Source organism: Cutibacterium avidum ATCC 25577 (assembly GCF_000227295.1).
GTDB classification, from domain to species: Bacteria; Actinomycetota; Actinomycetes; order Propionibacteriales; family Propionibacteriaceae; genus Cutibacterium; species Cutibacterium avidum.
The window spans coordinates 1,889,198-1,914,661 of record NZ_JH165054.1 but is presented as its reverse complement, the minus strand read 5'-3'; the positions used below and the strand labels follow the sequence as shown (position 1 = coordinate 1,914,661).

Sequence of the window (25,464 nt, the reverse complement as noted above, 5' to 3'; positions counted from 1 at the left end):
GGTCACAACCGACATCTCCACAGCCGTACCGGGTGACAGCTCAGAACGGCGGCTACGCCATGCCAGATTGAACTAGGTGGCGGCTAGGCTGTGGCAAGGCCGCCCATGATCTTCCGCAACACCGGTTCGGTGAACATGGTCTTGGGCCGATGGCGACGGTGGAGATGGGACGCCAACCAGTCGAGTACAAATCTCGGGTTGTGTCGGATCATGGTTGGGGTGGTGTGAAGGACCTTCCAGCCATGCCGATCGAGGTGGGCTGATCGCATCATTGTTGCCTCGTAACCATCTGCGGTGCCATGGACGTTTCTGCCGTCTATCTCAAGGGCCACCTTCTCGTCCTCAAATGCTTGGTCGAGGTAGTAGTACCTGTCGCCAACCCGCACCTTGTGATTTGGTTTGTGGCCGGTGATACCGACAGCTCTCAGCATTCGGCTCATCTCCAACTCGGGAATTGACCATGCCGCCAACGTGATGTCGGCCAGAGCAGCATCGACCTGGTCCCTTGGGTAACGACCCGTCAGGCTCTTGCGTGCGCGCCGGCAGCTTTCAGGGGTCACGAGCCGTTGCCTCAACGCTTCACAAACCCACTCCCATTCCCCTTGGATGGCCAACACCAGGACCGAGACCTCCGGTGCTGCGAGACGAATCCTCTCCCTCTCGGTGATGAATCGGTGCGGAACGTGCCAGCGATGAACGCGGATGCCCGGCCTGACGAGGGCACGGGTTCGAGAGAATGCCTCAACTTTGTCGACGGTGCGCAAGTCCATCGGGCGAACCGAACCTGGGGCCGTCATCCCGAGCAGGATGAGGGCCGTCTTGCCTACGAGGACGACATCCCGGTGCCACAGGAAGAGCGCCCGGATGATTGTCTCTGGGTCGCGAGCAAGGGGTGTGGCGGCAACGACCCCGGGCAGGATGCGGACAGCGTCTCCGCGTGCCACCGCCCGGTCGGCCTGACCCCGGATGTAGCTATGACGGTGAATACGCGCGATTCCGCGGCGCTCGATCTGGTCTTGAAAGGTTCTCACGTCTTCAGTTGTCGTCGGAGACCCCGGAATCCGTCAGGCAATGTCAGATCTGTGGACAAGTGAGGTCCGGGTACCGACCACGGTTGTGGACAACTAGAGACTGGTCGAGCTTCTCGCTGGGTGGGGCGTCACCTCACACTGTCATCACCGCAATTGCCACAAACAACCCGCGCCAAGACCCAATGTTTACCTTGGATTGCGCTGTGAATGTCTCGCGCCGGGGATTTCGGAGATTGCCAGGGCTCATCGCTCACCCGTAGTGTCTTCATATGAGCGAAGATACGCATACATGCACCTTTGGTATCGACAGCGATTATGTCGACCTCGCGGCGGAAGTGTTCGCCCTGCTCGCTGACCCAACTCGGATTCGCATCATCCTGGCTCTTCGGGAGGGCGAGATGTCCGTGAGAGATCTGGCGGAAGTCGTCGGTAAACGCCCCACCGCTGTTTCCCAGCATTTGGCCAAATTGCGCATGGGTCGCATGGTGTCTGCCCGCCGCGACGGCACAACGATGTTCTACAGCCTCACCGACGAGCACGCCCGCAATCTAGTTTCGCAGGCTGTCTTCCAGGCAGAACACGATGTCGACGCCATTCCAACCCACCACATGGTTGAGATGACCCAGGGTGCGCGCTGCCCGGCCAGCCGTACGACGACGGCCTGACCGTCACGCCGGTTCCGTTTCCGATGACACAGGAACCGTCTTCCGCCCGCCGAGGGCGCATTTTTCGGCGCGAGAACCTCCGCTGACCACATTTACCTCCCTCAGGAGAACATCCATGCCCTCTTGGCGTGACCGTTTTGACCTTGATCTCGGCTGGCGCGCGGCTCTCTGCGCCGTCGCTGCCGTCATCGTCGGACTGGGTCTGGTATGGCCAGACCACCGGGTCCCCGCGATTGGGGTCATCTGCCTGACTGTCGGGTGCTGGCCTTTCCTCGCTGAGGCCTTCGACGATCTCTGTCATGCCCACATGAGTATGGAATTATCGATGCTGTGTGCCATTGCTGCTGCGGCAGCGATCGGCGAATGGGTCACCGCACTCATGATCACCACATTCGTGCTCGTCGCCGAGATCCTCGAGGACCTCTCCATGGAGCGCGGTCGTGACGCTCTCACCGACCTGATGGCTTTCCTCCCGGACACGGTTCGGGTGAGACGCAACGACGGGATCGTCGACACTGCTCTGGCTGAACTCACCGTGGGGGACCTCATCGTGATCTCGCCAGGGGATCGAGTTGCCGTGGATGGACTCATTCAAGCGGGAAGATCCGAGGTTGATCAGTCCCGAATCACCGGCGAACCGATGCCGGTGACCGTGCGTGAAGGGGACCGCGTCCTGGCGGGTTCTGTCAATCATGGCGGCGCGATTGAGGTGCGCGTCGAGCAGATCGGAGCCAATTCCAGTTATGGTCAGATCGTCGAGGCTGTGCGCTCCGGCCAGGACAGCCCGACCCCGGTTCAGCGGCTCAGCGATCGCGTTGCCACCTGGATCGTCGCAGCGGCCTTCCTCGCTGCAATCATCACCTGGTTCGCGACCCACGACCTGCGAGCCACCATCTCGGTCATCGTCGTCGCCGGTGCATGTGGTGTTGCAGCTGGCACGCCACTGGCGATCCTGGCTGGCATGGCCCGGGTTGCCAGACGCGGAGCCTTCGTGAAAGGCGGCGTGCACCTGGAGCAACTCGGTCAGGTCGACACGGTGGTGATCGACAAGACGGGCACGATCACTGCTGGACAACCGACGGTTTCCAAGGTCGACCCGGCTGCAGGCTGGGCGGATGACGATGTCCTCTCCCTGGCCGCATCCGTCGAGCAGTTCAGCGAACACCCGGTTGGCCGTGCCATATGCGCGGCTAGTGACGTGACGGCCTTGATGGCCGAGGACTTCCGCTATGAGCCTGGGCATGGTGTCTCAGGCGTCGTCGGCGGTCGCCGCGTCGAGGTCAGCAGACGCGTCCCCGCCGGGTTCTCCACGGACGCCATCGCGCGGTCATACGTGTGGGTGGACGACGAATGGATTGGCGCAATCCAGTTCGTTGATGAGATTCGTGAGACGTCCGCAGCAGCAATTGAGGAATTGCACCGCATGGGGCTTCAGGTCGTCATGTTGTCGGGAGATGCGGAGGCAACAGCCAGACAAGTGGGCGATCAGGTCGGTGTTGACGAGGTCCGTGCTGGATTGCGTCCGATTGAAAAGGCCGATGTCATTTCGGAACTCATGGCATCGGGACGCAAGGTGGTCATGGTTGGTGATGGCTTCAACGACGCTCCCGCTCTTTCGGCAGCCACCGTTGGGGTGGGCATGGGCGCCGGTACCGAGATAGCTCGACGATCTGCCGACGTCGTCCTCATCTCCTCGGACCTTGCCGACCTTGCCGGCGCCGTCAGAACGGCTCGACGGGTGCGAGGCATCATCTGGTTCAACGTCGTCGGGACCCTAGCCGTGGATGTCCTCGGCATGGTCCTGGCCGCGACCGGAGCTCTCGGACCTCTCGGTGCGGCGCTGGTTCACGTCGGTAGTGAGACGGCCTTCATCCTCAACTCGGCGCGGCTTATTCCCACTGGGTTCAATGCAGGTGAACGACGGCGCCCATAATCACGTATCAGCCCCGTCGTCAGGGGCGCCGCCATCCACCCCGGCGGGACAGCCTCCCTCAGTCTCCAACGGTGTCTCGGGCTCGACGTACCAACCGAGGATCGGGCTGGCCGACGACATCTTCGTCTTTGCCTTCGTAATCGTATTGGGACAGGAAATACCTCATGGCGTTGAGACGCGCGCGTTTCTTGTCATTGGACTTGACGCAAATCCACGGGGCAGCATCGGTGTCAGTCGCGGCGAACATCTCTTCCTTGGCGCGGGTGTAATCGTCCCAACGTCCCAAGGATTCCAAGTCCATTGGGGAGAGCTTCCAGCGGCGAACCGGATCGAGCTGACGAATTGCGAACCTAGTGCGCTGTTCCTGACGGGTTACCGAGAACCAGAACTTGGTGACGTGGATTCCCGACTCGATCATCATCTCCTCGAGCTTTGGGGCCTGGTGCAGGAAGATTCGATGCTCTTCGTCAGTACAGAATCCCATTACCCGCTCGACGCCGCCCCGGTTGTACCAGGACCGGTCGAAGAGGACTATCTCGCCGGCAGTGGGAAAATGCTGGATGTAACGCTGGAAGTTCCACTGGCCGAGCTCGCGGTCCGAGGGCTTGTCGAGGGCGACGGTACGGCAGCGACGGGGATTGAGATGCTCACTGAACCTCTTGATCGCGCCACCCTTCCCGGCTGCGTCGCGTCCCTCAAAGACGATGACGTGACGGTCGCCGGTGTCGTCAATGGAGTATTGGAGCTTGAGAAGCTCGATTTGCAGCAACCTTTTCTGGGTTTCGTACTCTCGCCTGTCCATGAGGTTCGGATAGGGGTAATCCTCATGCCAGGTCTCCACGGCGGAACCGTCTGGAGCGATGAGTTCGGGATCGTCTCCGTGCTCATCGGAATCGACGACATATCCGGCATCAGCGACCAGGTCAATGAATTCACGCAGCGAGTGCTGGTCGGAGTCCGTGGCGGGATCAAAGTGGGCGCGCAGCCCGGTGGAGTCAAGGTCGTGCATGGTGTCAACGTTACTGAAGAGGTGTGCGGCCAAGGCCTCAACAACATGAACGGGACATGACGGGACCATGTCATGGGAGCGGCGAGTGGTCCGCACCTGCCTGTCATGGGTCTGCCTTCCCCCGGCATAGGGGGGTTGAAGCCCCCCGTCCGCTAGACTTGCCCAGGATGTCGGCTGGCGTGCCGCATCCTGATCCATGATCGACGCAATTCATCTCGAAAGGGACCGACCTGTGGTTATCTCCACCAATGACATCAAGAACGGCACCGTTCTCAACCTCGACGGCCAGCTGTGGACGGTCATCTGGTTCCAGCACCACAAGCCGGGTAAGGGCAACACCGTCGTTCGTACCAAGCTGAAACACGTGCTGAGTGGCAAGGTTGTGGACAAGACCTTCAACTCTGACGTCAAGATCGAGTCGGCCGAGGTCGATCGTCGTGACATGCAGTACCTGTATCAGGATGGTGACGTCTACGTCTTCATGGACGAGACCACCTACGAGCAGCTGCCAATTCCCTCTGAGGTCGTCGGTGACGCCAAGGACTTCATGCTCGAGAACCAGACCGCCACCGTTGCCCTGCACGAGGGCAACCCGCTGTACATTGACCTGCCCGCCTCGGTCGAGCTCGAGATCACCTACACCGAGCCTGGCTTGCAGGGTGATCGTTCCACCGGCGGCACCAAGCCCGCCACCCTCGAGACCGGTCGCGAGATCCAGGTTCCGCTCTTCATCACCACCGGTGAGAAGGTCAAGGTCGACACCCGCTCTGGCGACTACCTCGGTCGTATTTCCGAGAAGTGAGTACGAACACCACTCCGACGCCTGACGACGAGGGCCCCATCGAGAGGATCGGAGACCTCGAGGTCAAGCGCGTCAGCGGAGACATCCAGAAGCACGCTGACCTCTCGACGCGGTCCAAGGCGCGCAAACAGGCCCTCGACATTCTGTTCGAGGCTGATCTCATGGGTACCGACATCCTCGAGGTCTTGGCCGCCCGTCCGGGCGTCTTCACCAACCCGGTACGCCCGTTCGCGGCTGATCTGGTTCGCGGGGTGGCTGCCTCTCAGGCTGGCCTGGACTCGGTCCTCACCGATTGTCTGTCCGAGGGCTGGACGTTGGACCGGATGCCGCGCGTCGATCGTGTCCTCGCTCGCCTGGCCGCCTTCGAGATTCTGCATACGGATACGCCGGACCCGGCCGTCATCTCTGAGGCCATTGAGCTGAGTGAGGAGTTCTCGACCGATGACTCGGCGCCATTCCTCAACGGTTTGCTTAACGCCGTCATTGTCCACGGCCCTGCTCGGGTGGAGGATGTGTCCTCTGCGGACGTTGCCCCTCCGGAGGCTGCTGGTGACGGCGAGAACGTGACCGAAAAATCAGTGGTGGAGGAATCCGTTGACGGGGCAGATCTGGAATCGGAAGAACATCCGACATCCAACGATCACGAATTGGACACAGATCCCCACGAATCGTCCCCAAGCTCCGACTAAGCAGACTAGTCTACCGAAGGTCTCCACCAGGGTTCTGGTGGAGACCTTCCGCACTGTTCGGAATGGCTGCACACTTGATCGGAGGGGCTCGTGTCCATACCCACTCTTTCACCGGAACAGCTTTCGGCTGCTCGTGAAGCAGCGACACGGGCCAGGCGAGTCCGGGCTGAGTTCAAGGCGAGGGTTCGCGCCGGGGACCTGTCGTTGTCCGAGGCCTTGGACGAGGCTGCCGAGGACGATGTACTCGCCCACGTCAAGGTTGTTGACCTGCTGAAGGCCCTTCCTCGCGTGGGGGAGAAGCGCGCTGCCGAGATCATGGAGCGCCTCGATATCGCCCCGAATCGCCGCATTCGTGGCCTGGGCAGACATCAGATCGCCGGCCTGCGTGCCGAGTTCGACCGTTGTTCCTGAGGTTCTTCGCCCCTACGCTGCGCGACGTCGTCGCCATTGACCACTAGGGTGTTGCCATGAGCAGCGACCCCGTCATCCCACAGGCCCGTGGTCTTCGACACGACCATCCCGTCACGGTGGCCGTCGTCTCAGGGCCAACGGCCGTCGGCAAGGGAACGGTGGTCGGCGCGTTGTTCCGTCGCCACCCCGAGATTGTCGTCTCGAGGTCGGTGACGACCCGTCCGCCTCGCCCCACTGAGCGTGACGGCATCGATTACGACTTCGTCACCCCGGCGCAGTTCGACGAGCTTGTCGACGGTGACGGGCTGCTGGAGTGGGCCGTCGTCCACAACAGCCACCGATACGGCACCCCACGCGAACCCGTTGAGAAAGCGGTTGCGGACGATCGCACCGTCATCCTTGAAATCGATCTTCAGGGTGCCCGCCAGGTGCGTGAGACATATCCGCAGGCCACGCAGATCTTTCTCGCCCCGCCATCGTGGGACGAGCTCGTCCACCGTTTGATCGGTCGGGGGACGGAGACCCCCGAACAGCGGGAGCGTCGGTTGCAGACGGCTCGTGTGGAGTTGGCGAATGCCAATGAGTTCGACGCCGTGGTCGTCAACGACACCGTGGACCATGCCGTTGCTTCTCTGGTAGAGTTGTTGGGTCTATGACCACACTGGGAGGACATTCCTTGACCGAGACCACGCCTGAAGGCATCGTCAACCCGCCCATCGACCAGCTCCTCGAGCACGTCGACTCGAAGTACCGCCTCGTTCTCTTCGCCGCGAAGCGCGCCCGTCAGATCAATGCGTATTACTCGCAGCTGGCGGAGGGGCTGCTGGAGAACGTCGGCCCGCTCGTGGAGACGACCAACCAGGAGAAGCCGCTGTCCATCGCCATGCGTGAGATCCAGGCCGGTGTCGTTGAGGCCCATGAGATGGACGCCGAGGAGATCGCTGCTCAGGCCGCTGCGGCCCAGGAGGCCCCGTCCATCGAGCTCGACGATCCCTTCGCTGATCTCGCTGATCCGAACGCCTGATCTGAGTCTGGCGTGAGTGTCGTCGTCCTTGGTGTCGGAGGAGGAATTGCCGCCTACAAGGCGTGTCTGCTCTCGCGACTCCTCTCCGAGGCCGGTCATGAGGTCCATGTCGTCCCCACCAGGGCCGCCCTCGAATTTGTCGGTCGTCCCACGTGGGAGGCACTGAGTGGGCATCCGGTCCACACCGAGGTCTTTGACGACGTTCCCGGCGTCGAGCACATTCGGTTGGCCGAGCGTGCCGACGTGGTCGTCGTTGCCCCAGCGACCGCCGATCTCATGGCGCGTATCGCTGGTGGTCACGCCGACGACCTCCTGACAACGACGATTCTCGCCACGTCCGCGCCGGTTGTGCTGGCGCCCGCCATGCACACCGGGATGTGGCAGAATCCAGCCACCATCGACAATGTCGCGACCCTTCGTCGTCATGGCATCGTCGTCAAGGATCCTGCATCCGGGCGCCTCACCGGTCGGGACTCCGGTCCTGGGCGACTGCCTGATCCGGATGAGATCGCCGAATTCGTTGAGCTGTTGCTGGCCTGTCCGGATGCCGCTGACGCAATGTGCCGCCGGGATCTTGCAGGGAAACGCGTCGTCATCTCGCTGGGTGGCACCCGCGAGGCCATCGACCCAGTGCGTTACCTCGGAAACTCCTCATCCGGACGGATGGGGAAGGCCATCGCTCAGGTGGCAGCTGCTCGAGGTGCGGATGTTCACGTCGTTGCAGCTCACGTCGATGTCGTCATGCCGTCATGCGTCGAGGTGACGCGGATCGACAGCACTGAGGACCTTGCCGAGGCCATGAACGATCTGGCACCTCACGCCGATGTCGTCATCCAGGCCGTTGCGGCCGCCGATTTCGCACCGGTGGCCGCCGACACCAAGATCAAGAAACACGAGGGGGACTCCGCCGTCGGCGCGACGACGTCCCTCGAACTCCACCAGACTCCCGACGTCCTGGCCCGGATCTGTGCCCAATCGGTACCGCATCGGGTCGTCGTCGGGTTTGCCGCCGAGACGGCACCTGACCGTGCCCAGCTCCTTGAGCTGGCGCAGGCCAAACTCGCCCGCAAGGGATGCGATCTATTGGTCGTCAACGACGTGAGCGAGGGGAAGGTGTTCGGCAAGGTCGGCACCGATGTCACCGTGGTCCACCAGCAGGGGCCCGGTCGACGCGTCACCGGATCTAAGTCGCAGGCTGCAGTAGCGGTCCTCGACGAGGTCCACATGCTGCTGGCCACTCAGTAACACGATGCGCGGCTTGTGGCCGCGCGGACAGGAAACCACCATGCCCACCACTCGTCTGTTCACATCCGAATCGGTGACGGAAGGCCATCCCGACAAGATTGCTGATGCAATCTCTGATGCCGTCCTCGATGCTCTCCTTGCCGAGGATCCCCACTCCCACGCAGCCGTGGAAACGGTCGTGACGACCGGTCAGGTGATGGTTTGCGGCGAGGTCACCACTGAGGCCTACGTCGACATCGCGGGTATTGCTCGTTCCCGCATCCTTGACATCGGCTATGACTCCTCGGCCAAGGGCTTCGACGGTGCTTCCTGTGGCGTCTCGGTCGCGATTGATGCCCAGAGCCCCGACATTGCCCAGGGCGTGACCTCAGCCTATGAAACTCGGCATGGTTCCACTGACCTCATCGACGCTCAGGGCGCTGGCGACCAGGGCCTGATGTTCGGATACGCCTGCACCGAGACCCCGTCCCTCATGCCACTCCCGATCGACATGGCCCACGCCCTGTCCCTGCAACTCACCAAGGTCCGCAAGGAGGGCGCGCTGGACTACCTGTGCCCCGACGGCAAAACCCAGGTGACAATCCGTTACGACGAGAACGACAAGCCGGTGGCGGTGGACACCGTCGTCGTCTCCAGCCAGCATCGCGACGGGGTAGACATCGACGCGACGATGACCCCTGATCTGCGTCGCCTGGTCATCGACCCGGTGCTGGAGCGCTACGACCTTGATCACAAGGACATGAGGGTGCTCGTCAACCCGACCGGCAAGTTCGTCATCGGTGGCCCCATGGGCGACGCCGGTCTGACCGGTCGCAAGATCATCGTCGACACCTATGGCGGCATGGCCCGTCACGGTGGCGGTGCCTTCTCCGGCAAGGACCCCTCTAAGGTCGACCGTTCCGCTGCCTACGCCATGCGCTGGGTGGCCAAGAACGTCGTCGCCGCAGGTCTGGCCGACCGCTGCGAGTGCCAGGTGGCTTACGCTATCGGTGCCGCGCGTCCGGTGGGATTCCGCATCGACACCTTCGGGACCAACCACGTTCCCGAGATCGAGATCGAGCGCGCAGTCGCCGAGGTCTTCGACCTTCGTCCCGGCGCGATCATCAAGAACCTTGATCTGCTTCGTCCGATTTACTCCCAGCTCGTCGCCGGAGGACACTTCGGGCGCGAGCTCCCTGGCATCACCTGGGAGGTGACGGACCGTGCCGAGGCCTTGGCCGCGGCCGCCCGTCTCTGAGAGAACACCATCTGTCGCGATGCCGTCGGTGGTGGGCCGTAGCATCTGACCCATGACCGAACCGCTGCTGGAGACGACCACATGGATTGCCCATGTGGTCGTCTCCTCTGGTTTGGCGCACCTGGACCGCCCCTTCGACTACCTCATCCCTGATGACCTCGTCGGTCGGATTCAGGCGGGAACGCGGGTCAGGGTGAAACTCGCCGGACGGCTGTGTGACGGCGTCGTGATGGCGGTCGACCACGAACAGGAACCAGGGGTCAAGCTTTCCCCGGTCGTGAAGTTGATCTCCGAACAGGTCGTGTCGACCCCGGACCAGCTCAGGCTGGCTCGCAAGGTTGCCGATCACTGGGCTGGCACCCTCGACGAGGTGCTCAGGTGGGCCATTCCGACCCGTCATGCGACGACAGAGGCCGCTGACCCGCCGCCGTGGCCAGTCCCGTCCGCGACGATGCCGTCAGGCACCTTGCGGGCTCTCACGGATGGACGTCATTTCCTCGACCTGGTGGCAGCCGGCGAGCGTCCCCGAGTTCATTGGCGGGTCACTCCGGTATGTGGTCCGGGGGACGACGAAGGTCTGGGTGACTGGGCCAATGGCCTGTTGCAGGCCGTCTCCGCAGCCCTTGTCTCCGGGCGCAGTGCCATTGTCTGCTGTCCGACCGTCGAGGATGTCACCACCCTCCATTCCAGGTTCGAAGCCGTTCTGGGAGCGGGGACGGTGGCCGTCCTCCACGCTGATCAACCGGCGTCGACGAGATGGCGCCATTACCTGGCCGTCATTCGTGGCACGGCCAAGGTCATCATCGGCACCAGGTCAGCTGTCATGGCCCCCGTCGAGAACCTCGGACTGGTCGCAGTGTGGGACGAGTGCTCTGACCTCCATGACGAACCGCGAGCTCCCTACCCGAACACCCGAGATGTCGCCGCCCTACGAGCCCAGGTCGATCACGGCGCCCTGCTGTTGGCGAGCTACTCCTGCTCGGTTCGCAGTGCGTCGTGGCTGAGGTCAGGCTGGCTCGTGGGCATTCGGGCAGACCGTCAGACGATGAGATCTGTCTGTGCTCCGGTACGCGTCCCAGGGGATTCCGACTTCGCTCTGGAACGAGATCCGTTGGCCCGATCCGTGCGGTTGCCCGATCTGGCCATGACGACGATCCGTGAGGGGTTGCTGCGTGGACCGGTCCTGGTGTCGGTGCCTCGAGTTGGGGATCTGGTCTCACCGTCCTGCTCGGTGTGTCGGACATCCGTGAGATGCCCTTCCTGCTGCGGCCCGGTGACAGGACGGCGTACTGGCACGGGAGTTGACCTGCACTGCACTTGGTGCGGCACCCATCTACCTCGGTGGCGTTGCCCCGAGTGCGGTTCCACCGACGTCAGGTCCGGAATCGTTGGAGCGACGACGACGGCCGGCGAACTGGGCCGCGCCTTCCCGGACGTGCCCGTCGTCGACTCCTCGGGAAACCACGTGCGAGACAGCGTCGACTCAGCTCCCAGACTCGTCGTCGCCACGCCGGGGGCTGAACCAGTGCCGGAATCGGGATACTCCTGCGCCGTCATCCTCGATGCGCTGTCCTCCCTGACTCGACCGGGGCTGGCTGCGGTGGAACAGACCGTTGATCGCTGGATGGCGATCATGGCCTTCGTCAGATCAGTTCGCGATGGCGGGCGGGTGGTCGTCGTCGGTCCATCGGAGGATGCTGCCTTGCAGGCCATGGTTCGCAACGATCCCATCGGTTGGGCGGCCCGTGAGCTCGAGGACCGACGAGAGGCTCGGTTCCCACCCGCGGTTCCCTGTGGGATCGTCGACGGGGAGCCGCAAACGGTCGCCCTGGCAACCGAGCGACTGAACGAGGACATGGGGGACAAGCTGGAAGTGCTGGGCCCGGCCCCTCAACAGCGGCGAGCTGGAGAGAGTGAGCGTGACCGGATCATCGTGCGTCCGGTGGGACAACTCTCCGTCGGGGAGTTGTCCTCAGCTCTGTTCCACCTGCGTTCCAAACACACCATGAACCATGAACAGGGCACTCTGCGCGTCGTCATCGATCCTGCGCATCTCTTGTGAGGCCGGTGGGCGTTGTCCGGCCGATAGGCTGGAAGGGTGAAATTACTTTTCGCTGGCACACCGGACGTAGCCGTCCCCACCCTGACGGCCCTTGTTGACGACCCACACCATGAGGTTGTTGCCGTCCTGACCCGGCCCGACGCCGCAGTAGGGCGTCACCGCACACCCCGTCCCTGCCCCGTCGCCAAGGCCGCCGAGGATCTTGGCATTCGCGTCATCAAGGCAACCAGCGTGAAGTCCGGCGAGGGACACGACGCCGTCGCGGCCCTCGACATTGATGCCGCAGTCGTTGTCGCTTATGGCGGTCTCATCCCCACGGATCTCCTGGCTGCGCCGAAACATGGTTGGATCAATTTGCACTTCTCCCTGTTGCCCCGTTGGAGGGGAGCTGCTCCGGTGCAGCGGGCCATCATGGCTGGGGACGAGGAGACGGGCGCCTGCGTTTTCCAACTCGTCGAAAACCTCGACGCCGGACCGGTGTATCGCTCCATGACAGTGCCGATTGGCGAGACGGTCACGGCCGGTGAGCTCCTTGACGAACTGGCCCAGACCGCGACCCCGCTGGTGACTCAGACACTCGAGGACATCGATTCCGGGATCGAGCCGACGCCTCAGTCGTCTGAAGGGGTGACGACCGCCCCACAGATACACCCAGGTGACGTCCGCATTGATCTGACGGTTCCTGCCGAGGAGATCGATCATCTGGTCCGTGGCACGTCCCCGACCCCAGGAGCATGGGCTGAACTCGATGACAAGCGCTTCAAGGTGTTGCGCACCTGCCACCTTGGCCCCGACACAACGGTCCCGGACACCGTGGCGACGGCTCAACCGGGCCAGCTCGTCGCCACCCGCAAGCAGCTCTTCCTCGGGACTGGTTCTCGGCCCCTCGAACTGTTGCAGGTCCAGGCTTTCGGGAAGAAGGCCATGAACGGAGCTGACTGGGCGCGGGGCGCAGGGATTGACGCCGGAACCAGGCTGCGATGAATCAGCGTCCCCACCAGAAACGCCGCAAGGCGGATCCAGCACGACGGCTGGCATACACGGCACTGTTGGCCGTCGAGACCCATGGTGCCTATGCCAACCTTGCCCTGGCCGACCAATTGCGTGCCACCGGGATGTCCGGACGTGACGCGGCGTTCGCGACCGAGCTCGTCGACGGCACCTCCCGCGGATCGGGTACCTGGGATCGCATCATTGAGGCCGCATCAGAGCGAAACCCTGCCAAACTCCAGCCCGGAGTGCGCGTCGTCCTACGGATGGCGGCACACCAGATCCTTGCCATGAGGGTGCCCACCCGAGCTGCTGTGGCCACTTCGGTCGATTTGGCCCGTCAAGTCATCGGGGAACGAGTAACAGGTCTTGTCAACGCCGTATCCCGGCGCATCAGCACCCACAGCCTCGAGGAATGGGCCAGCGAGATCGGTGGACGCGAGGGCGTCGACGTCATGGCCCTGCGAACCCTGCATCCAACGTGGATCGTCAAGGCCTTCCAGGATCGTCTTGGAGCTGACGAGGTGGAGGCCGCTCTGCTGGCGGACAACGAGCCGCCGATCCCGACCCTGGTCGTCCGTCCTGGCCTCGCTGAGCGCGACGAAATTGAGTCTGGGACCCCAACTCGGTATTCCCCATGGGGTGTCGTGCGCCCAGGAAACCCGTCCGATGTCGCTGCGGTGCGTGAGGGGAGGGCCGGCATACAAGATGAGGGCTCTCAATTGGTGATCCTGGCCTTGCTGCACGCAGCCGAGGCAAACGGCAGTTTTGGTCAATGGCTGGATCTCTGTGCCGGACCGGGGGGAAAATCCGCGCTCCTGGCCGGACTCGCGAACCAGCACAACACCAATCTGACCGCGGTGGAACTGCATGAACATCGTGCTGATCTCGTGGCGAAAGCCCTCAAGACCATCCCGGGCAACCATCGCGTCATGACTGCCGACGGCACGTGCCCGCCACTTCCAGCTTGGTCTTTTGACGCCGTCCTTGCTGATGTGCCGTGCTCGGGTCTGGGATCCCTGCGCAGACGTCCAGAAGCGCGCTGGCGTCGTACTCCTGCTGACGTCGAGGAGTTGACCCACCTGCAGCGTCGGCTCCTTACCTCGGCGGTCAATCTCAGTCGACCAGGTGGGATCGTCGGATACGTCACGTGCTCACCGCACCGAGCCGAAACCATCGACATCGTTGAGTATGCTCGCGCGTCCCTGCCAGTTGACGTTTTCGACGCTCCTGCCATGCTTCCGGGCATTCCTGGTATCGCTGCGTCCGGAAACTCGAACGCCATCCAACTGTGGCCACATCGTCACGGCACCGATGCCATGTTTTGCGCATTGTTCCGTATACACGACGAGTGAGGAATGCGATTATTAGGCATATGTGTGGCTGACGGATGTCAACGACATCCCAAGATCAGAAACAGCCCGGTCCACGCTGACGTCGGCACTTGATGCACTGGGTATTTCCGGAAGCGGGGCCGAAGGGTGTGGTTGCCCCGGGTTGGTGGGCAACCACACCGTAGGTCGGAACATGCTACGTGTGACATCGGTCGGCAGCGGCCTTGGTGCGCGTGGTGCTCGACACGGTATGGAGGACAAAAGTTAGCTCTCGTCATCCTGCGAAGTTCCTTGGTATACATGTAGGTAGCTCTTTGGGGGATATCCCGGCTTTTGTATTCTCAGCACTCGGTCTCGTCTGCGATAGTGACGTGGTCCGAAGTCGCGGACACGTCGCTCTAACGAGGAGAACCTCATGAGGATCAAGTTGATCGCCGCACCACTGGTTGCCGGTGCCCTGATGGCTCCAGTCGCTCTTTCCACCCCCGCGGCTCACGCTGCCGTGCCGGTTGTTTCCGCCGTGTCGAGTAATACCTCTGATGCACACGCATTGCTTGGCGATGTCAATAATCGTATTCACTCGCTGACCAATGATCTCAAGGTCGCCAAGGCCTCTCTGTCTCCTAAGGAGGTCATTGATACCATTTCGGACCTCCTGAAGCAGGCCAAGATTCTTAAGGCCCAGCTTGAGAAGGTCATCAAGGGAGTCACCACCTTCGTCAAGTCGATTCCGGCTCGTGTCGAGTTGTTCCTGACCATGTGCGACACCACGCACACCGCAACTCTCACCATTCAGGACAAGGTGCAGAACGCGCATACTGTTGTGTTCGATGAGATTGCCCACGCTATCAACGTGCTGATTTCTCTTGATTCCACCCCCGCGCAGTTGACCGACGAGGTGGCTGCCCTTAAAAAGGCTCTCGCTACGGCTCAGGCCATGCCTGACCTTAAGCCGACCGATGTTGCCACCAAGTTCGTGCGTGCCAAACTGGGACGCTTGATGGCGCAAGTTCTGTTTGATCGCGACACCTGCGTCATCAATTACAAGGACGGCGACACCATCCGTCTGCTCAACCGTGCCATCGACAGGGCTGGTCTCATTCGTGGTAACGCATGGGTGCGGGTCGCCGAGGTCGACCAGGCCATGAAGGACCTCAAGGTCGCCTACCAGGATGCCCTCAAGGCCCCGAACAAGAAGGATGCTCCGGCCTCGCCATCCTTCTGCATGCCGGCTGCCAATGCTCCGATAACTCTTGCCTGATACCAATGATCCTCGGGGCCACGGTGGTGGTCCCGAGGATTGCCTCAGGCGTGGCTGGCTATGTCAGTCGTGATCAATGTCCTTTCCACATCCGGGGCAATGGCGTGAGTCGCAGTCGTCACCGGTGGACGATGCGGAAGCCACGGTGTTGGTGATGATGCATCGAAAGGGTATTGCGGATGTCCACACATGACGGTTACCGAATCGGCCACCGTCCAGTGGCCGTGCATCGCGACATGTCGCGGGTCAGGCGTCGGTGCTCCTGCACTCGAGCCTGTGTCGATAGTTGACGAGCGACGCGTTAGTCGTCGTCATCAACTCTGGATACCCCATCACTTCAAGCGGGGATGGTGGGTCACGGTCTTGACGTCGTGGCAAGGAGAGTGCTTCCCCGCGTCCCTGTATGACCCTCTAGGCTGACAGCATGACTGTTCGCATCACGCCGTCCATCTTGAATGCCAATTTGGCCAGCCTCGCCGATGAGGTGGGACGAATCCCGTCAGCAGACGGTTTGCATATCGACGTCATGGACGGCCATTTCGTGCCGAACCTCGTCATGGGAGCGCCTTTCGTGGCATCCCTGCGTCCAACCACTGACCTCATGTTTGACGTCCACCTCATGATCGAGGACCCCGACAGGTGGGCACCGCAATATGTCGAGGCCGGTGCCCAGTCAGTCACATTCCACCTGGAAGCTGCCACCGCGCCCATCAAGCTGGCTCGCGAGCTGCGGGCGATGGGAGCGCGAGCATCTGTGGCACTGCGTCCGGCGACCCCAGTCGAGCAGCTCGCTGGTTTCCTGACCGAGTTTGACCAGATTCTCCTCATGACCGTGGAGCCTGGATTCGGCGGACAGAAATTCCTCGATCCCGTTCTCGCCAAGATCCGTAGTGCACGCAAACTCATTGACGCATCCGGGGCGGACATCTGGTTGCAGATTGACGGCGGAGTCTCGGCTGACACCATTGAGCGCGCCGCCGAGGCCGGTGCTGACACCTTCGTGGCGGGTTCCGCCGTCTACCGATCCGATGACCCCGACCAGGCCGTCACCTCACTGCGCAATCAGGCTCAGGCGGCCCAGGACTGCTGCCACTGAGTACTGCGGTCAGGTACCGCGGTGGCGTAGATAGGACTGAAACTCCACGGCCAGGACGTCTCCCGTAAGCCCCTCGGGCAGGGTGGCATCCTGTTCCGTCTCGAGGGCTGCGACGTACTCGGCCAGTTCGGGATGCTCAGACAGGGCCTCGTCGATGGCTCCGACCCATTCTCGCTTGTCCTCCTCGAGACCAGCTTGCGGCACGGCAATCCCGGTGAGTTCCTCGATCCGGACAAGGAGGGACTGCACAGCCGGAGGGCAGGGGGATTCACAGGCGTATTGCGGCACCCCGACCCACAGCCCGATGGCGTTGAAGTCGTGGCGCCGTGCCTCTGTGACAAGGACGAAGGGGATGCCCGTCGGGCCGTCGTACTCGAGCTTCTCCGCCCCCAGGGCACTGACGAGGTCAGGGTCGGTCGTCGAGACCATCACGGGCAATTGCCGTGTGTGGGCGACATCAGTGGCCATCGCGCCAAGCACGACGAGACCAGCCGGTTTGAGCTTGCGTAGTCGCCGCAGCAAGCGGAAGCAGTAGGTTCGCCAGCGCAGACTTGGCTCCGGACCGGTGACGATGACGATCGGCTGGCCTTGCCACCCGCCAACACGGATCGTCGTGCACGGCCAGTTGACGATTTCGACGTCATTCATGACGGTGATGGCAGGACGGGTCTGACGGAAGTCGTGGAACTCCTCGCCACCAATCGTCCGCCAGGTTTTCGCCTCGGAGTACTTAGCGATGAGGGTCGCCGCTTGGGTGGCGGCCGAGCCGGCGTCGTTCCAGCCACTGAAGGCCACCACGACCCATGGCCGGTCCATGTGTCGAAATCGCATGGTGCCAAGGCTAGCCTGACCCCTAGGCTGGAACCCATGACCCTTCGCACCGCTCTGTCCCGGCACGTTCTCGTCATTGATGGCGCCATGGGCACGATGCTGCAGAGCAGCGATCTCACGATAGATGACTTCCAGGGACTTGAGGGCTGCAACGAGATACTCAATGTCACCCGACCCGATGTCATCTCCCGCATTCATGACGCCTACCTGGATTCCGGGGCTGACATCATCGAGACCAACACCTTCGGTGTGAACCTGCCGGCCCTGACGGAGTACGGCATCGCTCCACGTGCTGTCGAACTGGCATCTGCTGCCACGAAACTGGCTCGCGAGGCAGCTGACAAGCGTACGGACAAGCCGCGTTACGTCGTTGGATCGATCGGTCCGGGAACCAAGCTGCCGACCCTTCGTCAGATTGGTTTCGCCGCCATCCGCGATGTCTACCAGCAGGTCATCGAGGCCATGATTGACGCGGGCGCCGACGGCGTCCAGATCGAGACCTGCCAGGACCTCTTGCAGGCTCGCGCCGCAATCATAGGCGCTCATCGTGCCGCCACCGCGCGCAAGGTCGACCTGCCTATTCTCGTCGACTTCACCGTCGAGACCACCGGAATCATGCTCATGGGGTCGGAGAGCGGTGCAGCGTTGACGGTGCTGGAATCTCTCGGCGTCGACGCCATCGGCCTCAACTGCGCCACCGGACCCGCCGAGATGGCCGAGCACCTGCGCACCCTGTCCCGCGGCGCACAGGTGCCGATCATGTGCATGCCGAACGCCGGCCTGCCCGAGATCACGGGGGAGGGGGCCCGCTATCCCCTTGGTCCTGACGATCTTGCCCCTGTTCTGGACGACTACGTTGATCGTTACGGCCTGTCGGTCGTCGGCGGCTGCTGTGGTACCACCCCCGACCACATCCATGCCATTGCCGAGCGGGTTTCAGGTCGACCGGTTCCCGAGCGCGAGATTCACCACGTCGACGCCGTGGCCTCCCTGTACAACGACGTCCCGCTGAGCCAGGACACCGCCTATCTGGCCATTGGCGAGCGCACCAACGCCAACGGTTCCAAGGCCTTCCGTGAAGCGATGTTGGCCCAGAACTGGGATGAGTGTGTTGACATCGCCAGGGCCCAGACCCGCGACGGCGCCCACTTGCTCGACCTGTGCGTCGACTACGTCGGTCGCGATGGCGTGGCGGACATGTCCGAACTCAGCGCCCGACTGGCCACCGCCTGCACGCTGCCAATCATCCTTGACTCCACCGAACCTGACGTCCTGGCTGCCGGTCTGGAGCATCTGCCCGGTCGCTGCATCATCAACTCGGTGAACTTCGAGGACGGGGACGGTCCTGGATCGCGCTACCAGCGCGTCATGCCGATGGTCGTCGAGAATGGGGCTGGAGTCGTCGCACTCACCATTGACGAGGAGGGCCAGGCACGCACCGCCGAGTGGAAGGTACGGGTGGCCTCTCGTCTCATCGATGATCTCGTCGACAACTGGGGCATGGACATTGGTGACATCCTCGTCGACTGCCTCACCTTCCCGATCGGCACTGGTCAGGAGGAGACCCGCCGCGACGGTCTGGAGACCATCAACGCCATCGCCGAGATCAAGAAGCGTTACCCGGGTGTACGTACCACCCTCGGTGTCTCGAACATCTCCTTCGGCCTCAACCCGGCTGCCCGCATCGTCCTCAACTCGGTCTTCCTCCACGAGGCTGTCAAGGCCGGTCTGGACTCGGCCATCGTCCACACCGCGAAAATCCTGCCGATCGATCGCATTCCGGAGGAACAGCGCGAGGTCGCCCTCGACCTCGTCCACGACCGGCGTCATGACGGTTATGACCCGCTCAATCGCTTCCTGGAACTCTTCGAAGGAGTGACGGCTGCCTCGATGCGTGCCGAGCGTGAGGCCGAGCTGGCCGCCATGCCGCTGTTCGAGCGCCTCAAACAGCGCATCATCGACGGCAATGCCAAGGGCCTGGAGGATGACCTCGACGAGGCCATGGAGTCCAAGGCTGCTCTCGACATCGTGAACGAGGATCTGCTGGCCGGCATGCAGGTGGTTGGCGACCTCTTCGGGTCGGGCAAGATGCAGCTTCCCTTCGTGCTGCAGTCCGCGGAGGTCATGAAGATGGCAGTCGCTCACCTCGAGCCTCACATGGACAAGTCGGACACCTCCGGCAAGGGCACCCTGGTGCTCGCCACGGTCAAGGGAGACGTCCACGACATCGGCAAGAACCTCGTCGACATCATCGTCTCCAACAACGGCTATCACGTCGTCAATTTGGGCATCAAGCAGCCGGTGACGGCGATCATCGAGGCCGCCGAGACCCATCGGGCTGACGTCATCGGCATGTCTGGTCTGCTGGTGAAGTCGACGATGGTCATGAAGGACAACCTGCTCGAGTTGAACCAGACCGGACTGGCTTCCAAATACCCAGTCATGCTCGGTGGTGCTGCCCTGACGAGGACATTCGTCGAGGAGGACCTCAACGACCTGTTCGAGGGCGAGGTGCGCTACGCGAGGGACGCCTTCGAGGGACTTCGCCTCATGGATTCCGTGATGGCCGTCAAGAAGGGGGTTCCGGGAGCTGAACTCCCGAAGCCTCGACGCCGTCGTATCAAGGTCAAACAGGCCGCTGTTGAGACCGACGACATGACTTCTGATGACAATGCGCCGCGCGCCGATGTGGCCCGACCGGTTCCAGGGTCGGTCGAGATCCCGACCCCGCCGTTCTGGGGTTCGAGAGTCTCGACGGGTATTCCGTTGGCCGACGTGTTGGTCTGGCTCGACGAGCGCGCCACCTTCATGGGCCGATGGGGTCTTAAGGGTTCGCGCAGCGACGGGTCCTGGGATCGCATGGTCAATGAGGTGGCTCGGCCCCGTCTACGACTTCTCCTGGACCGCATCCGTCAGGAGAACCTGGCCCAGTTCGGCGTGGTTGATGGTTACTGGCCGTGCTTCTCCCAGGGGCACGACCTCATCATCCTGGACCCCGAGGACACCTCGAGGGAGGTCACCCGGTTCACCTTCCCACGCCAAAGTAGTGGTCGGAAGCTCTGCCTGGTCGACTTCTTCCGCGACGTCGACGAGGCTGGCGAGTACGGCCCGGACGTCATTGGTTTCCAGCTGGTGACGATGGGCAAGGCCGTCTCGGCTGCCACCCAACGACTCTTCGAGGCCAATTCCTACCGGGAGTACCTCGAGTTGCACGGGCTGTCCGTTCAGTTGACCGAAGCCCTCGCCGAGATGTGGCACGCCCGTGTGCGTCATGAATTGAGGATTGACGACGACGGTACCTCCGTCACCGATGCCATCGATCATCAGACCTATCGGGGCTGCCGGTACAGTTTCGGGTACGCCGCCTGCCCGAACCTCGATGACAGGGCCAAGGTGGTGAAACTGCTCAACCCGGCGAGGATCGGTGTGGAGCTGTCGGAGGAGTTCCAGCTCCATCCAGAACAGTCCACCGACGCCTTCGTCGTCCATCACCCGGAGGCCAACTATTTCAACGCCAAGTGAGACGTCCTTGCACACCTCGACTGCCAACCGTTTTGCAGCGGTGTTGTGGGACTTTGACGGGACCCTCGTCGATACAGAACCTCGCTGGGTCGAGGCAGAACTGGCGATTCTGTCCTCCCACGGAATCATGTGGGAGCCCGAAAAGGCCAGTAGCTTCACTGGCGGACCGATGACCGATGTCTGCGAGGCGATGGCCGGAGAGATTGGGGAGTCGGTAACCGCCGAGGATGTGCGGCACCAGCTCATCACGATGGTCTCGACCTTCAACCGGGAACGAGAGGTGCCGTGGCGTCCGGGTGTGCTGGACCTGCTGACAGAGATCCGTGAGGCCGGTGTGCCCATGGCGCTCGTGACGGGATCGGCCCACGCCGTCGTCGAGCCGGTGCTTGAGGCCGTCCACGACCGTATCGGCAACCCCTTTGACACCGTTGTGACCTTCGACGACGTCACCCCGGGGACGGCCAAACCGGCGCCAGATCCGTACTTGTTGGCTGCCGAAAGGCTTGGCGTCGACATCGCCGACTGTCTGGCGATCGAGGATTCTCCCAAGGGGACTACCTCAGCGACGACCGCTGGGGCCGCGGTGCTCACCGTTGACGGGCTGGCCGAGATCGGTCCTGGACCTCGCCGGGTTCATCGCCCGGACCTGTCCGGTCTGTCACTGGCTGGTCTCGTCAGCCTGTGGCACCTTGCCGACGAGCCTGCTGCTCCGGTGTCAAATGGCGGCGGGGGAGTCCTGCGTTCTGGGGAGCGGATCACCCTCACTGATCCCAAGGGGCGCAAACACTCGATCGTCCTGCAGTCGGGTGGCATCTTCCACACCACGAAGGGGGCAGTGCGCCACGACGACCTCATCGGCGGGCCTCAGGGAGTCGTCGTCACCTCCGTCGGCGGCTTGCAGTTCCTGGCCATGCGACCGATTCTCAGCGAGTTCACCGTCTCGATGCCGCGTGAGGCCGCGATCATCTACCCCAAGGAGGCGGCCCAGATCACGATGTGGGCCGACATCTTCCCCGGGGCGCGCGTACTGGAGGCCGGAGTCGGGTCCGGCGGCCTGTCGATCCCATTGCTGCGCGCCATTGGGCCGAACGGACGCCTGTATTCCTACGAGAGGCGGCAGGAGTTCGCTGACGTCGCCCGCAAGAACGTCGAGTCCTTCTATGGCGAGGTGCCGTCCACCTGGGATCTCAAGGTCTCCGACTTGGTGACTGGCATTACGTCCGAGCCGATCGACCGCGCCATCCTCGACATGCTTGCCCCATGGGAGTGCGTCGAGACGGTTGGCAAGGTGTTGGTTCCGGGCGGCGTGCTGTGCTGCTATGTCGCCACCACGACCCAGATGGGTCGGGTAATGGACACTCTTCGTGCCGATGGTGGATGGACGGAGCCGCAGGCCACCGAGACGACGACCCGGGACTGGCACGCTGAAGGCTTGGCCATCCGTCCGGCTCACGGGACGACGGGTCATACCGGCTTCCTCGTCATTTCACGTCGGCTTGCTCCTGGTGTGACGGCGCCAGTGCGTAAGCGTCGCCCTGCTCCGGGCGCTTACGGGCCTGACTATCACGGACCTCGTCCACGCAACATCATCGAGCACGATCAGTGGCGGTTGCCGAAGGAGGAGAAGTGATGGTTGGGGTCGCATGACCACGTTGTGGCTGTGCCGCTGACGCGTTCAACCGCACGGTTTCATCAACAACCACAGAAGAGGGCCGGCGGGGTTCACCCGCCGGCCCTCTTGCCGTCACACCTGCCGTTTCCTGCGACGCGCCGTCCTGGTGCCGATCATCATGGCTCGCCACCCGATGAGGGTGAGAGCCAGAAAGCTTGCCGCCACGATGATGAAGGCGACTGCCACCCCCTGATCGGTGAAGTAGCGAACCACCATTCCCACGAGGAGGGTGGACGCCCACAAAACCAGTCCAGCCAGCCAGCGCTGTGCCGGGATACGAGCTGTCACGACGATGACCCAACCGACGGCAAGGCCCAGCACGAACGGCGTGCCGGTTCGTAACAGGCCACCGGGGGAGAGGGCCTCCCCGTGGCTGGCCCGTCCAATCGTTGCGAACAGGATCACGCAGATGATGTCGGCGACGAGAGCCCGTCGTACCGAGGGCGATGCCAGCTCGTCATTCATCGCGGCCTCACGGAGAAGGCGAAGTCGGCCGTGGAGGTCGATGTGATCATCGGCGGGTGCAGGTCACGCATGCGGAACAGCTTGTGGCGATGGACAAGGGCCAGGGTGATGATCGTCGAGATGATGAGGATGCCACCCTCGACGGCGAATCCAAGCGCCATCGTCGACATCGGTCCACCTGAGATGAGGACGCGGAAGGCGTCGACGGAGTACTTCATCGGCATGACGACTGCCAGCTTCTGATAGACCGGCGGCAGCATCGTGACAGGGAAGGTTCCGCCACATGTGGGCAGCTGGAGTACCAAGAGGATGAGGAAGATGGCTGTCTGTGGCGAGCCGAAGATGAGTCGCATCCAGAAGGCCAGCATCATCCATGACAGTGATGCCAACGTCACAAAACCTATGAAGTACCAGGGATGGACCGGGTCGAGTCCCAAGGTCAACCAGACGCCGAAGGCCATGATGTACGCACCAACCAAGGCGATCACCGCCAGCGGGCCAAAGCCGACGAGCGCGATCGACAGGGCATTGGCCCGACCAGTCATGGCACGACCGGAGAAGGTACGCACGACGAGGAAGGTCGAGATGCAGGCGATCCACATGGCGATGGAGAAGAACATCGGCGCGAGGCCACGTCCGTAGTACTTCGCGGAGTGGAGGATGGTCTGCTCGACGTCGACCGGGGAACTCATGACATTGGCCAGATTGGTGCGCTGGTCATCCGTCATGCCGGGTATCTGTTTGGCACCGGTATCGAGGCCCTGATGGAGCTTTGTCGCTCCCTTGGACAGAGCGTCAGCACCCGCCTTGAGCTGCCCCAGACCATTGCTCAACTGCATGACGCCAGAGGCAATTTCCGGAGCTTTCGCGGTGAAGTCGCGGCCGGCGTCGGTGGCGTTGTTGACAGCCTTGTTGAGATCCTGGGCAGCTGAATCAGCGTTGTCCATGGCACCGTTGATCGTCTCAAGGCCATTGTTGACCTGCTGCGCATCCTTGTTGAGACGGTTCAGCGAGGCCTTGGCATTGTCGGCCAGGGTGTCAGCATTCTGCTGATTGAGGCTCAGATTGAGGCCTGCCGAGATATTTGCGACCGCCGCAATATTGGACGACACGGTCGTCGTTGAACTTGCGGCGCCATTGATTTGCTTGGTCAATGCGATGTAGTCAGGATCATCGGCAAGTTCAGGATGTTTGGCAGCAAGAGCCGATGCCTTGTTCGCCGCCCCGGTCACATCGTGCTGAATCTTGACGACAGAATTCCCGTTGGGATTCTGCAACGTCGCCGTCGCGGAGACGAGGTTACCGGCCTGTTTCTGCAAAGCAGGAAGGTTCTTGGTCACATTGTTGATGAGCGGAATCATTGCAGAATTGACGGCCTGGGCATCGGCCATGACGCTTTGTGCGGCGCCGGTGATGGCTTGGGCACCCACCCGGGTCTGGCTCACTGCCATCGACGTCTTGGCCGCTGCCGAATCGGCGTTCGCCAGTGCGGAATTTACCTTGTTGACGGTTGCGGTGGAGTCGCCAACGGCCTTGGTCGCCCCCAGGACCTTGGTGTTCATCTCATTGACGCCGTCGTCAAGGGTTTTCATGCCGGAGTCGAGTGTTGCTGAGCCCTCGGACGCTTTCGTCAATGAGTCCTTGATGACGCCCAGGTTGACGAAAAGTGCATTGAAGTAGGTCTCGGACACACTTTGGTCCAAGGCCTGCTCAAGGGCTGTCTGAACCTGTGAGGTCAACAGACCGATGATGAATCCGTTTGCGTCGTCACGGTGGAGCTTGAGTGTCGCCCGAGCCGGCTTGAAGTCACCGGCAGACACGATGCTCGTCGAGAAGTTCTCGGGTACCTCGATGACCATGAAGTACTCGGCGTCACGAAGACCCTGATAGGCCTTGCCCTCATCGGTTCCGAGGAACTGCCAGTCGAATCGCGGATTCTTCTTCAGAGTTTCCTGGAACTCCTTGCCACCTTCGATGGTCCGACCATCAAACGTGGCCGGCTTATCATGATTGACGATCGCAATCTTCACCTTGTCGGTATTGGAATAAAGATCCCAGTTGGCGTGAAGATAAATACCACCGTACAGCAGCGGAATAATGAGAATGAAGATGAGGCCGAGCTTGGAGCGTCCTTTGAAACGCCGAAACTCGAACTGTACGAGTCTGATGAATCGAGTCAGCATGC

21 protein-coding genes are annotated in these 25,464 nt (G+C 62.3%); 16 read left to right on the top strand and 5 right to left on the bottom strand.

The annotated features are described in order from the left end of the window. Window positions 1-83: 83 nt before the first annotated feature. Window positions 84-968 (bottom strand): endonuclease domain-containing protein, encoded by an 885-nt coding sequence (locus HMPREF9153_RS08565; RefSeq protein WP_370882836.1) that lies wholly within the window; start codon window positions 966-968, stop codon window positions 84-86. A 332-nt stretch (window positions 969-1,300) separates the two neighbouring features. On the opposite strand from HMPREF9153_RS08565, the gene HMPREF9153_RS08560 reads away from it, so the two are divergent. Beyond that, on the top strand, window positions 1,301-1,696 hold the full coding sequence (locus HMPREF9153_RS08560; protein WP_004811313.1) for an ArsR/SmtB family transcription factor: 396 nt from the start codon (window positions 1,301-1,303) through the stop codon (window positions 1,694-1,696). A gap of 115 nt (window positions 1,697-1,811) precedes the next feature. Continuing rightward, window positions 1,812-3,629 carry a heavy metal translocating P-type ATPase gene (locus HMPREF9153_RS08555; RefSeq protein WP_004811312.1) on the top strand — a complete coding sequence of 606 codons (1,818 nt, stop codon included), beginning with the start codon at window positions 1,812-1,814 and terminating at the stop codon, window positions 3,627-3,629. A gap of 58 nt (window positions 3,630-3,687) precedes the next feature. On the opposite strand, the gene ppk2 is transcribed toward HMPREF9153_RS08555, so the two are convergent. Beyond that, window positions 3,688-4,638 (bottom strand): polyphosphate kinase 2, encoded by a 951-nt coding sequence (gene ppk2 / locus HMPREF9153_RS08550; protein WP_015582679.1) that lies wholly within the window; start codon window positions 4,636-4,638, stop codon window positions 3,688-3,690. A 232-nt stretch (window positions 4,639-4,870) separates the two neighbouring features. On the opposite strand from ppk2, the gene efp reads away from it, so the two are divergent. The 12 genes from efp to rpe all read left to right on the top strand — a co-directional run bounded on the left by efp (window position 4,871) and on the right by rpe (window position 16,789). Continuing rightward, window positions 4,871-5,440, top strand: coding sequence for an elongation factor P (gene efp / locus HMPREF9153_RS08545; RefSeq protein WP_015582678.1), 570 nt, complete (start codon window positions 4,871-4,873; stop codon window positions 5,438-5,440). Continuing rightward, a complete protein-coding gene (gene nusB, locus HMPREF9153_RS08540; RefSeq protein ID WP_004811308.1) occupies window positions 5,437-6,129 on the top strand; it encodes a transcription antitermination factor NusB in 693 nt (230 codons plus the stop codon). The genes efp and nusB overlap by 4 nt, the downstream gene beginning before the upstream one ends. A gap of 90 nt (window positions 6,130-6,219) precedes the next feature. Beyond that, window positions 6,220-6,540, top strand: coding sequence for an integration host factor, actinobacterial type (gene mihF / locus HMPREF9153_RS08535; RefSeq protein ID WP_004811306.1), 321 nt, complete (start codon window positions 6,220-6,222; stop codon window positions 6,538-6,540). Window positions 6,541-6,596: 56 nt separating this feature from the next. Next, window positions 6,597-7,196, top strand: a complete 600-nt coding sequence (gene gmk / locus HMPREF9153_RS08530; protein WP_004811305.1) for a guanylate kinase — start codon at window positions 6,597-6,599, stop codon at window positions 7,194-7,196. A 20-nt stretch (window positions 7,197-7,216) separates the two neighbouring features. After that, entirely contained in the window at window positions 7,217-7,564 is a 348-nt protein-coding gene (rpoZ, locus tag HMPREF9153_RS08525; RefSeq protein WP_015582675.1) for a DNA-directed RNA polymerase subunit omega, read from the top strand. Between the two features lie 12 nt (window positions 7,565-7,576). Then, window positions 7,577-8,809 carry a bifunctional phosphopantothenoylcysteine decarboxylase/phosphopantothenate--cysteine ligase CoaBC gene (coaBC, locus tag HMPREF9153_RS08520; protein ID WP_004811300.1) on the top strand — a complete coding sequence of 411 codons (1,233 nt, stop codon included), beginning with the start codon at window positions 7,577-7,579 and terminating at the stop codon, window positions 8,807-8,809. A gap of 40 nt (window positions 8,810-8,849) precedes the next feature. Continuing rightward, window positions 8,850-10,046 carry a methionine adenosyltransferase gene (gene metK, locus HMPREF9153_RS08515; RefSeq protein ID WP_004811298.1) on the top strand — a complete coding sequence of 399 codons (1,197 nt, stop codon included), beginning with the start codon at window positions 8,850-8,852 and terminating at the stop codon, window positions 10,044-10,046. A gap of 52 nt (window positions 10,047-10,098) precedes the next feature. After that, window positions 10,099-12,108: a primosomal protein N' gene (locus HMPREF9153_RS08510; protein WP_004811296.1), complete on the top strand. Its 2,010-nt coding sequence runs from the start codon at window positions 10,099-10,101 to the stop codon at window positions 12,106-12,108. A gap of 36 nt (window positions 12,109-12,144) precedes the next feature. Further along, a complete protein-coding gene (gene fmt, locus HMPREF9153_RS08505) occupies window positions 12,145-13,092 on the top strand; it encodes a methionyl-tRNA formyltransferase (RefSeq protein ID WP_004811293.1) in 948 nt (315 codons plus the stop codon). After that, window positions 13,089-14,453 (top strand): RsmB/NOP family class I SAM-dependent RNA methyltransferase, encoded by a 1,365-nt coding sequence (locus HMPREF9153_RS08500; RefSeq protein ID WP_004811292.1) that lies wholly within the window; start codon window positions 13,089-13,091, stop codon window positions 14,451-14,453. Before fmt ends, HMPREF9153_RS08500 begins: the two co-directional genes overlap by 4 nt. Window positions 14,454-14,847: 394 nt before the next feature. Next, window positions 14,848-15,693 carry a CAMP factor family pore-forming toxin gene (locus HMPREF9153_RS08495; RefSeq protein ID WP_004811290.1) on the top strand — a complete coding sequence of 282 codons (846 nt, stop codon included), beginning with the start codon at window positions 14,848-14,850 and terminating at the stop codon, window positions 15,691-15,693. Window positions 15,694-16,117: 424 nt separating this feature from the next. Beyond that, window positions 16,118-16,789: a ribulose-phosphate 3-epimerase gene (gene rpe / locus HMPREF9153_RS08490; RefSeq protein ID WP_004811287.1), complete on the top strand. Its 672-nt coding sequence runs from the start codon at window positions 16,118-16,120 to the stop codon at window positions 16,787-16,789. 9 nt (window positions 16,790-16,798) lie between these two features. Here rpe and HMPREF9153_RS08485 read toward each other — a convergent pair whose 3' ends face one another. Further along, the gene (locus tag HMPREF9153_RS08485; protein WP_004811285.1) at window positions 16,799-17,605 is read right to left on the bottom strand and encodes a proteasome assembly chaperone family protein; all 807 of its coding nucleotides are present in this window, start codon (window positions 17,603-17,605) and stop codon (window positions 16,799-16,801) included. A gap of 51 nt (window positions 17,606-17,656) precedes the next feature. Here HMPREF9153_RS08485 and metH point away from each other — a divergent pair, with 51 nt between their 5' ends. Both metH and HMPREF9153_RS08475 read left to right on the top strand, forming a co-directional pair. Beyond that, complete coding sequence (gene metH / locus HMPREF9153_RS08480; protein WP_004811283.1) at window positions 17,657-21,142, top strand: methionine synthase; 3,486 nt, start codon at window positions 17,657-17,659, stop codon at window positions 21,140-21,142. A gap of 7 nt (window positions 21,143-21,149) precedes the next feature. Next, window positions 21,150-22,772 carry an HAD-IA family hydrolase gene (locus HMPREF9153_RS08475; RefSeq protein ID WP_004811282.1) on the top strand — a complete coding sequence of 541 codons (1,623 nt, stop codon included), beginning with the start codon at window positions 21,150-21,152 and terminating at the stop codon, window positions 22,770-22,772. A gap of 114 nt (window positions 22,773-22,886) precedes the next feature. Here the strand turns inward: HMPREF9153_RS08475 and HMPREF9153_RS08470 are convergent, their stop codons facing one another. Together HMPREF9153_RS08470 and HMPREF9153_RS08465 are read right to left on the bottom strand one after the other, a co-directional pair. Beyond that, the gene (locus tag HMPREF9153_RS08470; protein ID WP_004811280.1) at window positions 22,887-23,279 is read right to left on the bottom strand and encodes a DUF3054 domain-containing protein; all 393 of its coding nucleotides are present in this window, start codon (window positions 23,277-23,279) and stop codon (window positions 22,887-22,889) included. Beyond that, entirely contained in the window at window positions 23,276-25,462 is a 2,187-nt protein-coding gene (locus tag HMPREF9153_RS08465) for a YhgE/Pip domain-containing protein (protein ID WP_004811278.1), read from the bottom strand. The genes HMPREF9153_RS08470 and HMPREF9153_RS08465 overlap by 4 nt, the downstream gene beginning before the upstream one ends. Window positions 25,463-25,464: the final 2 nt, after the last annotated feature.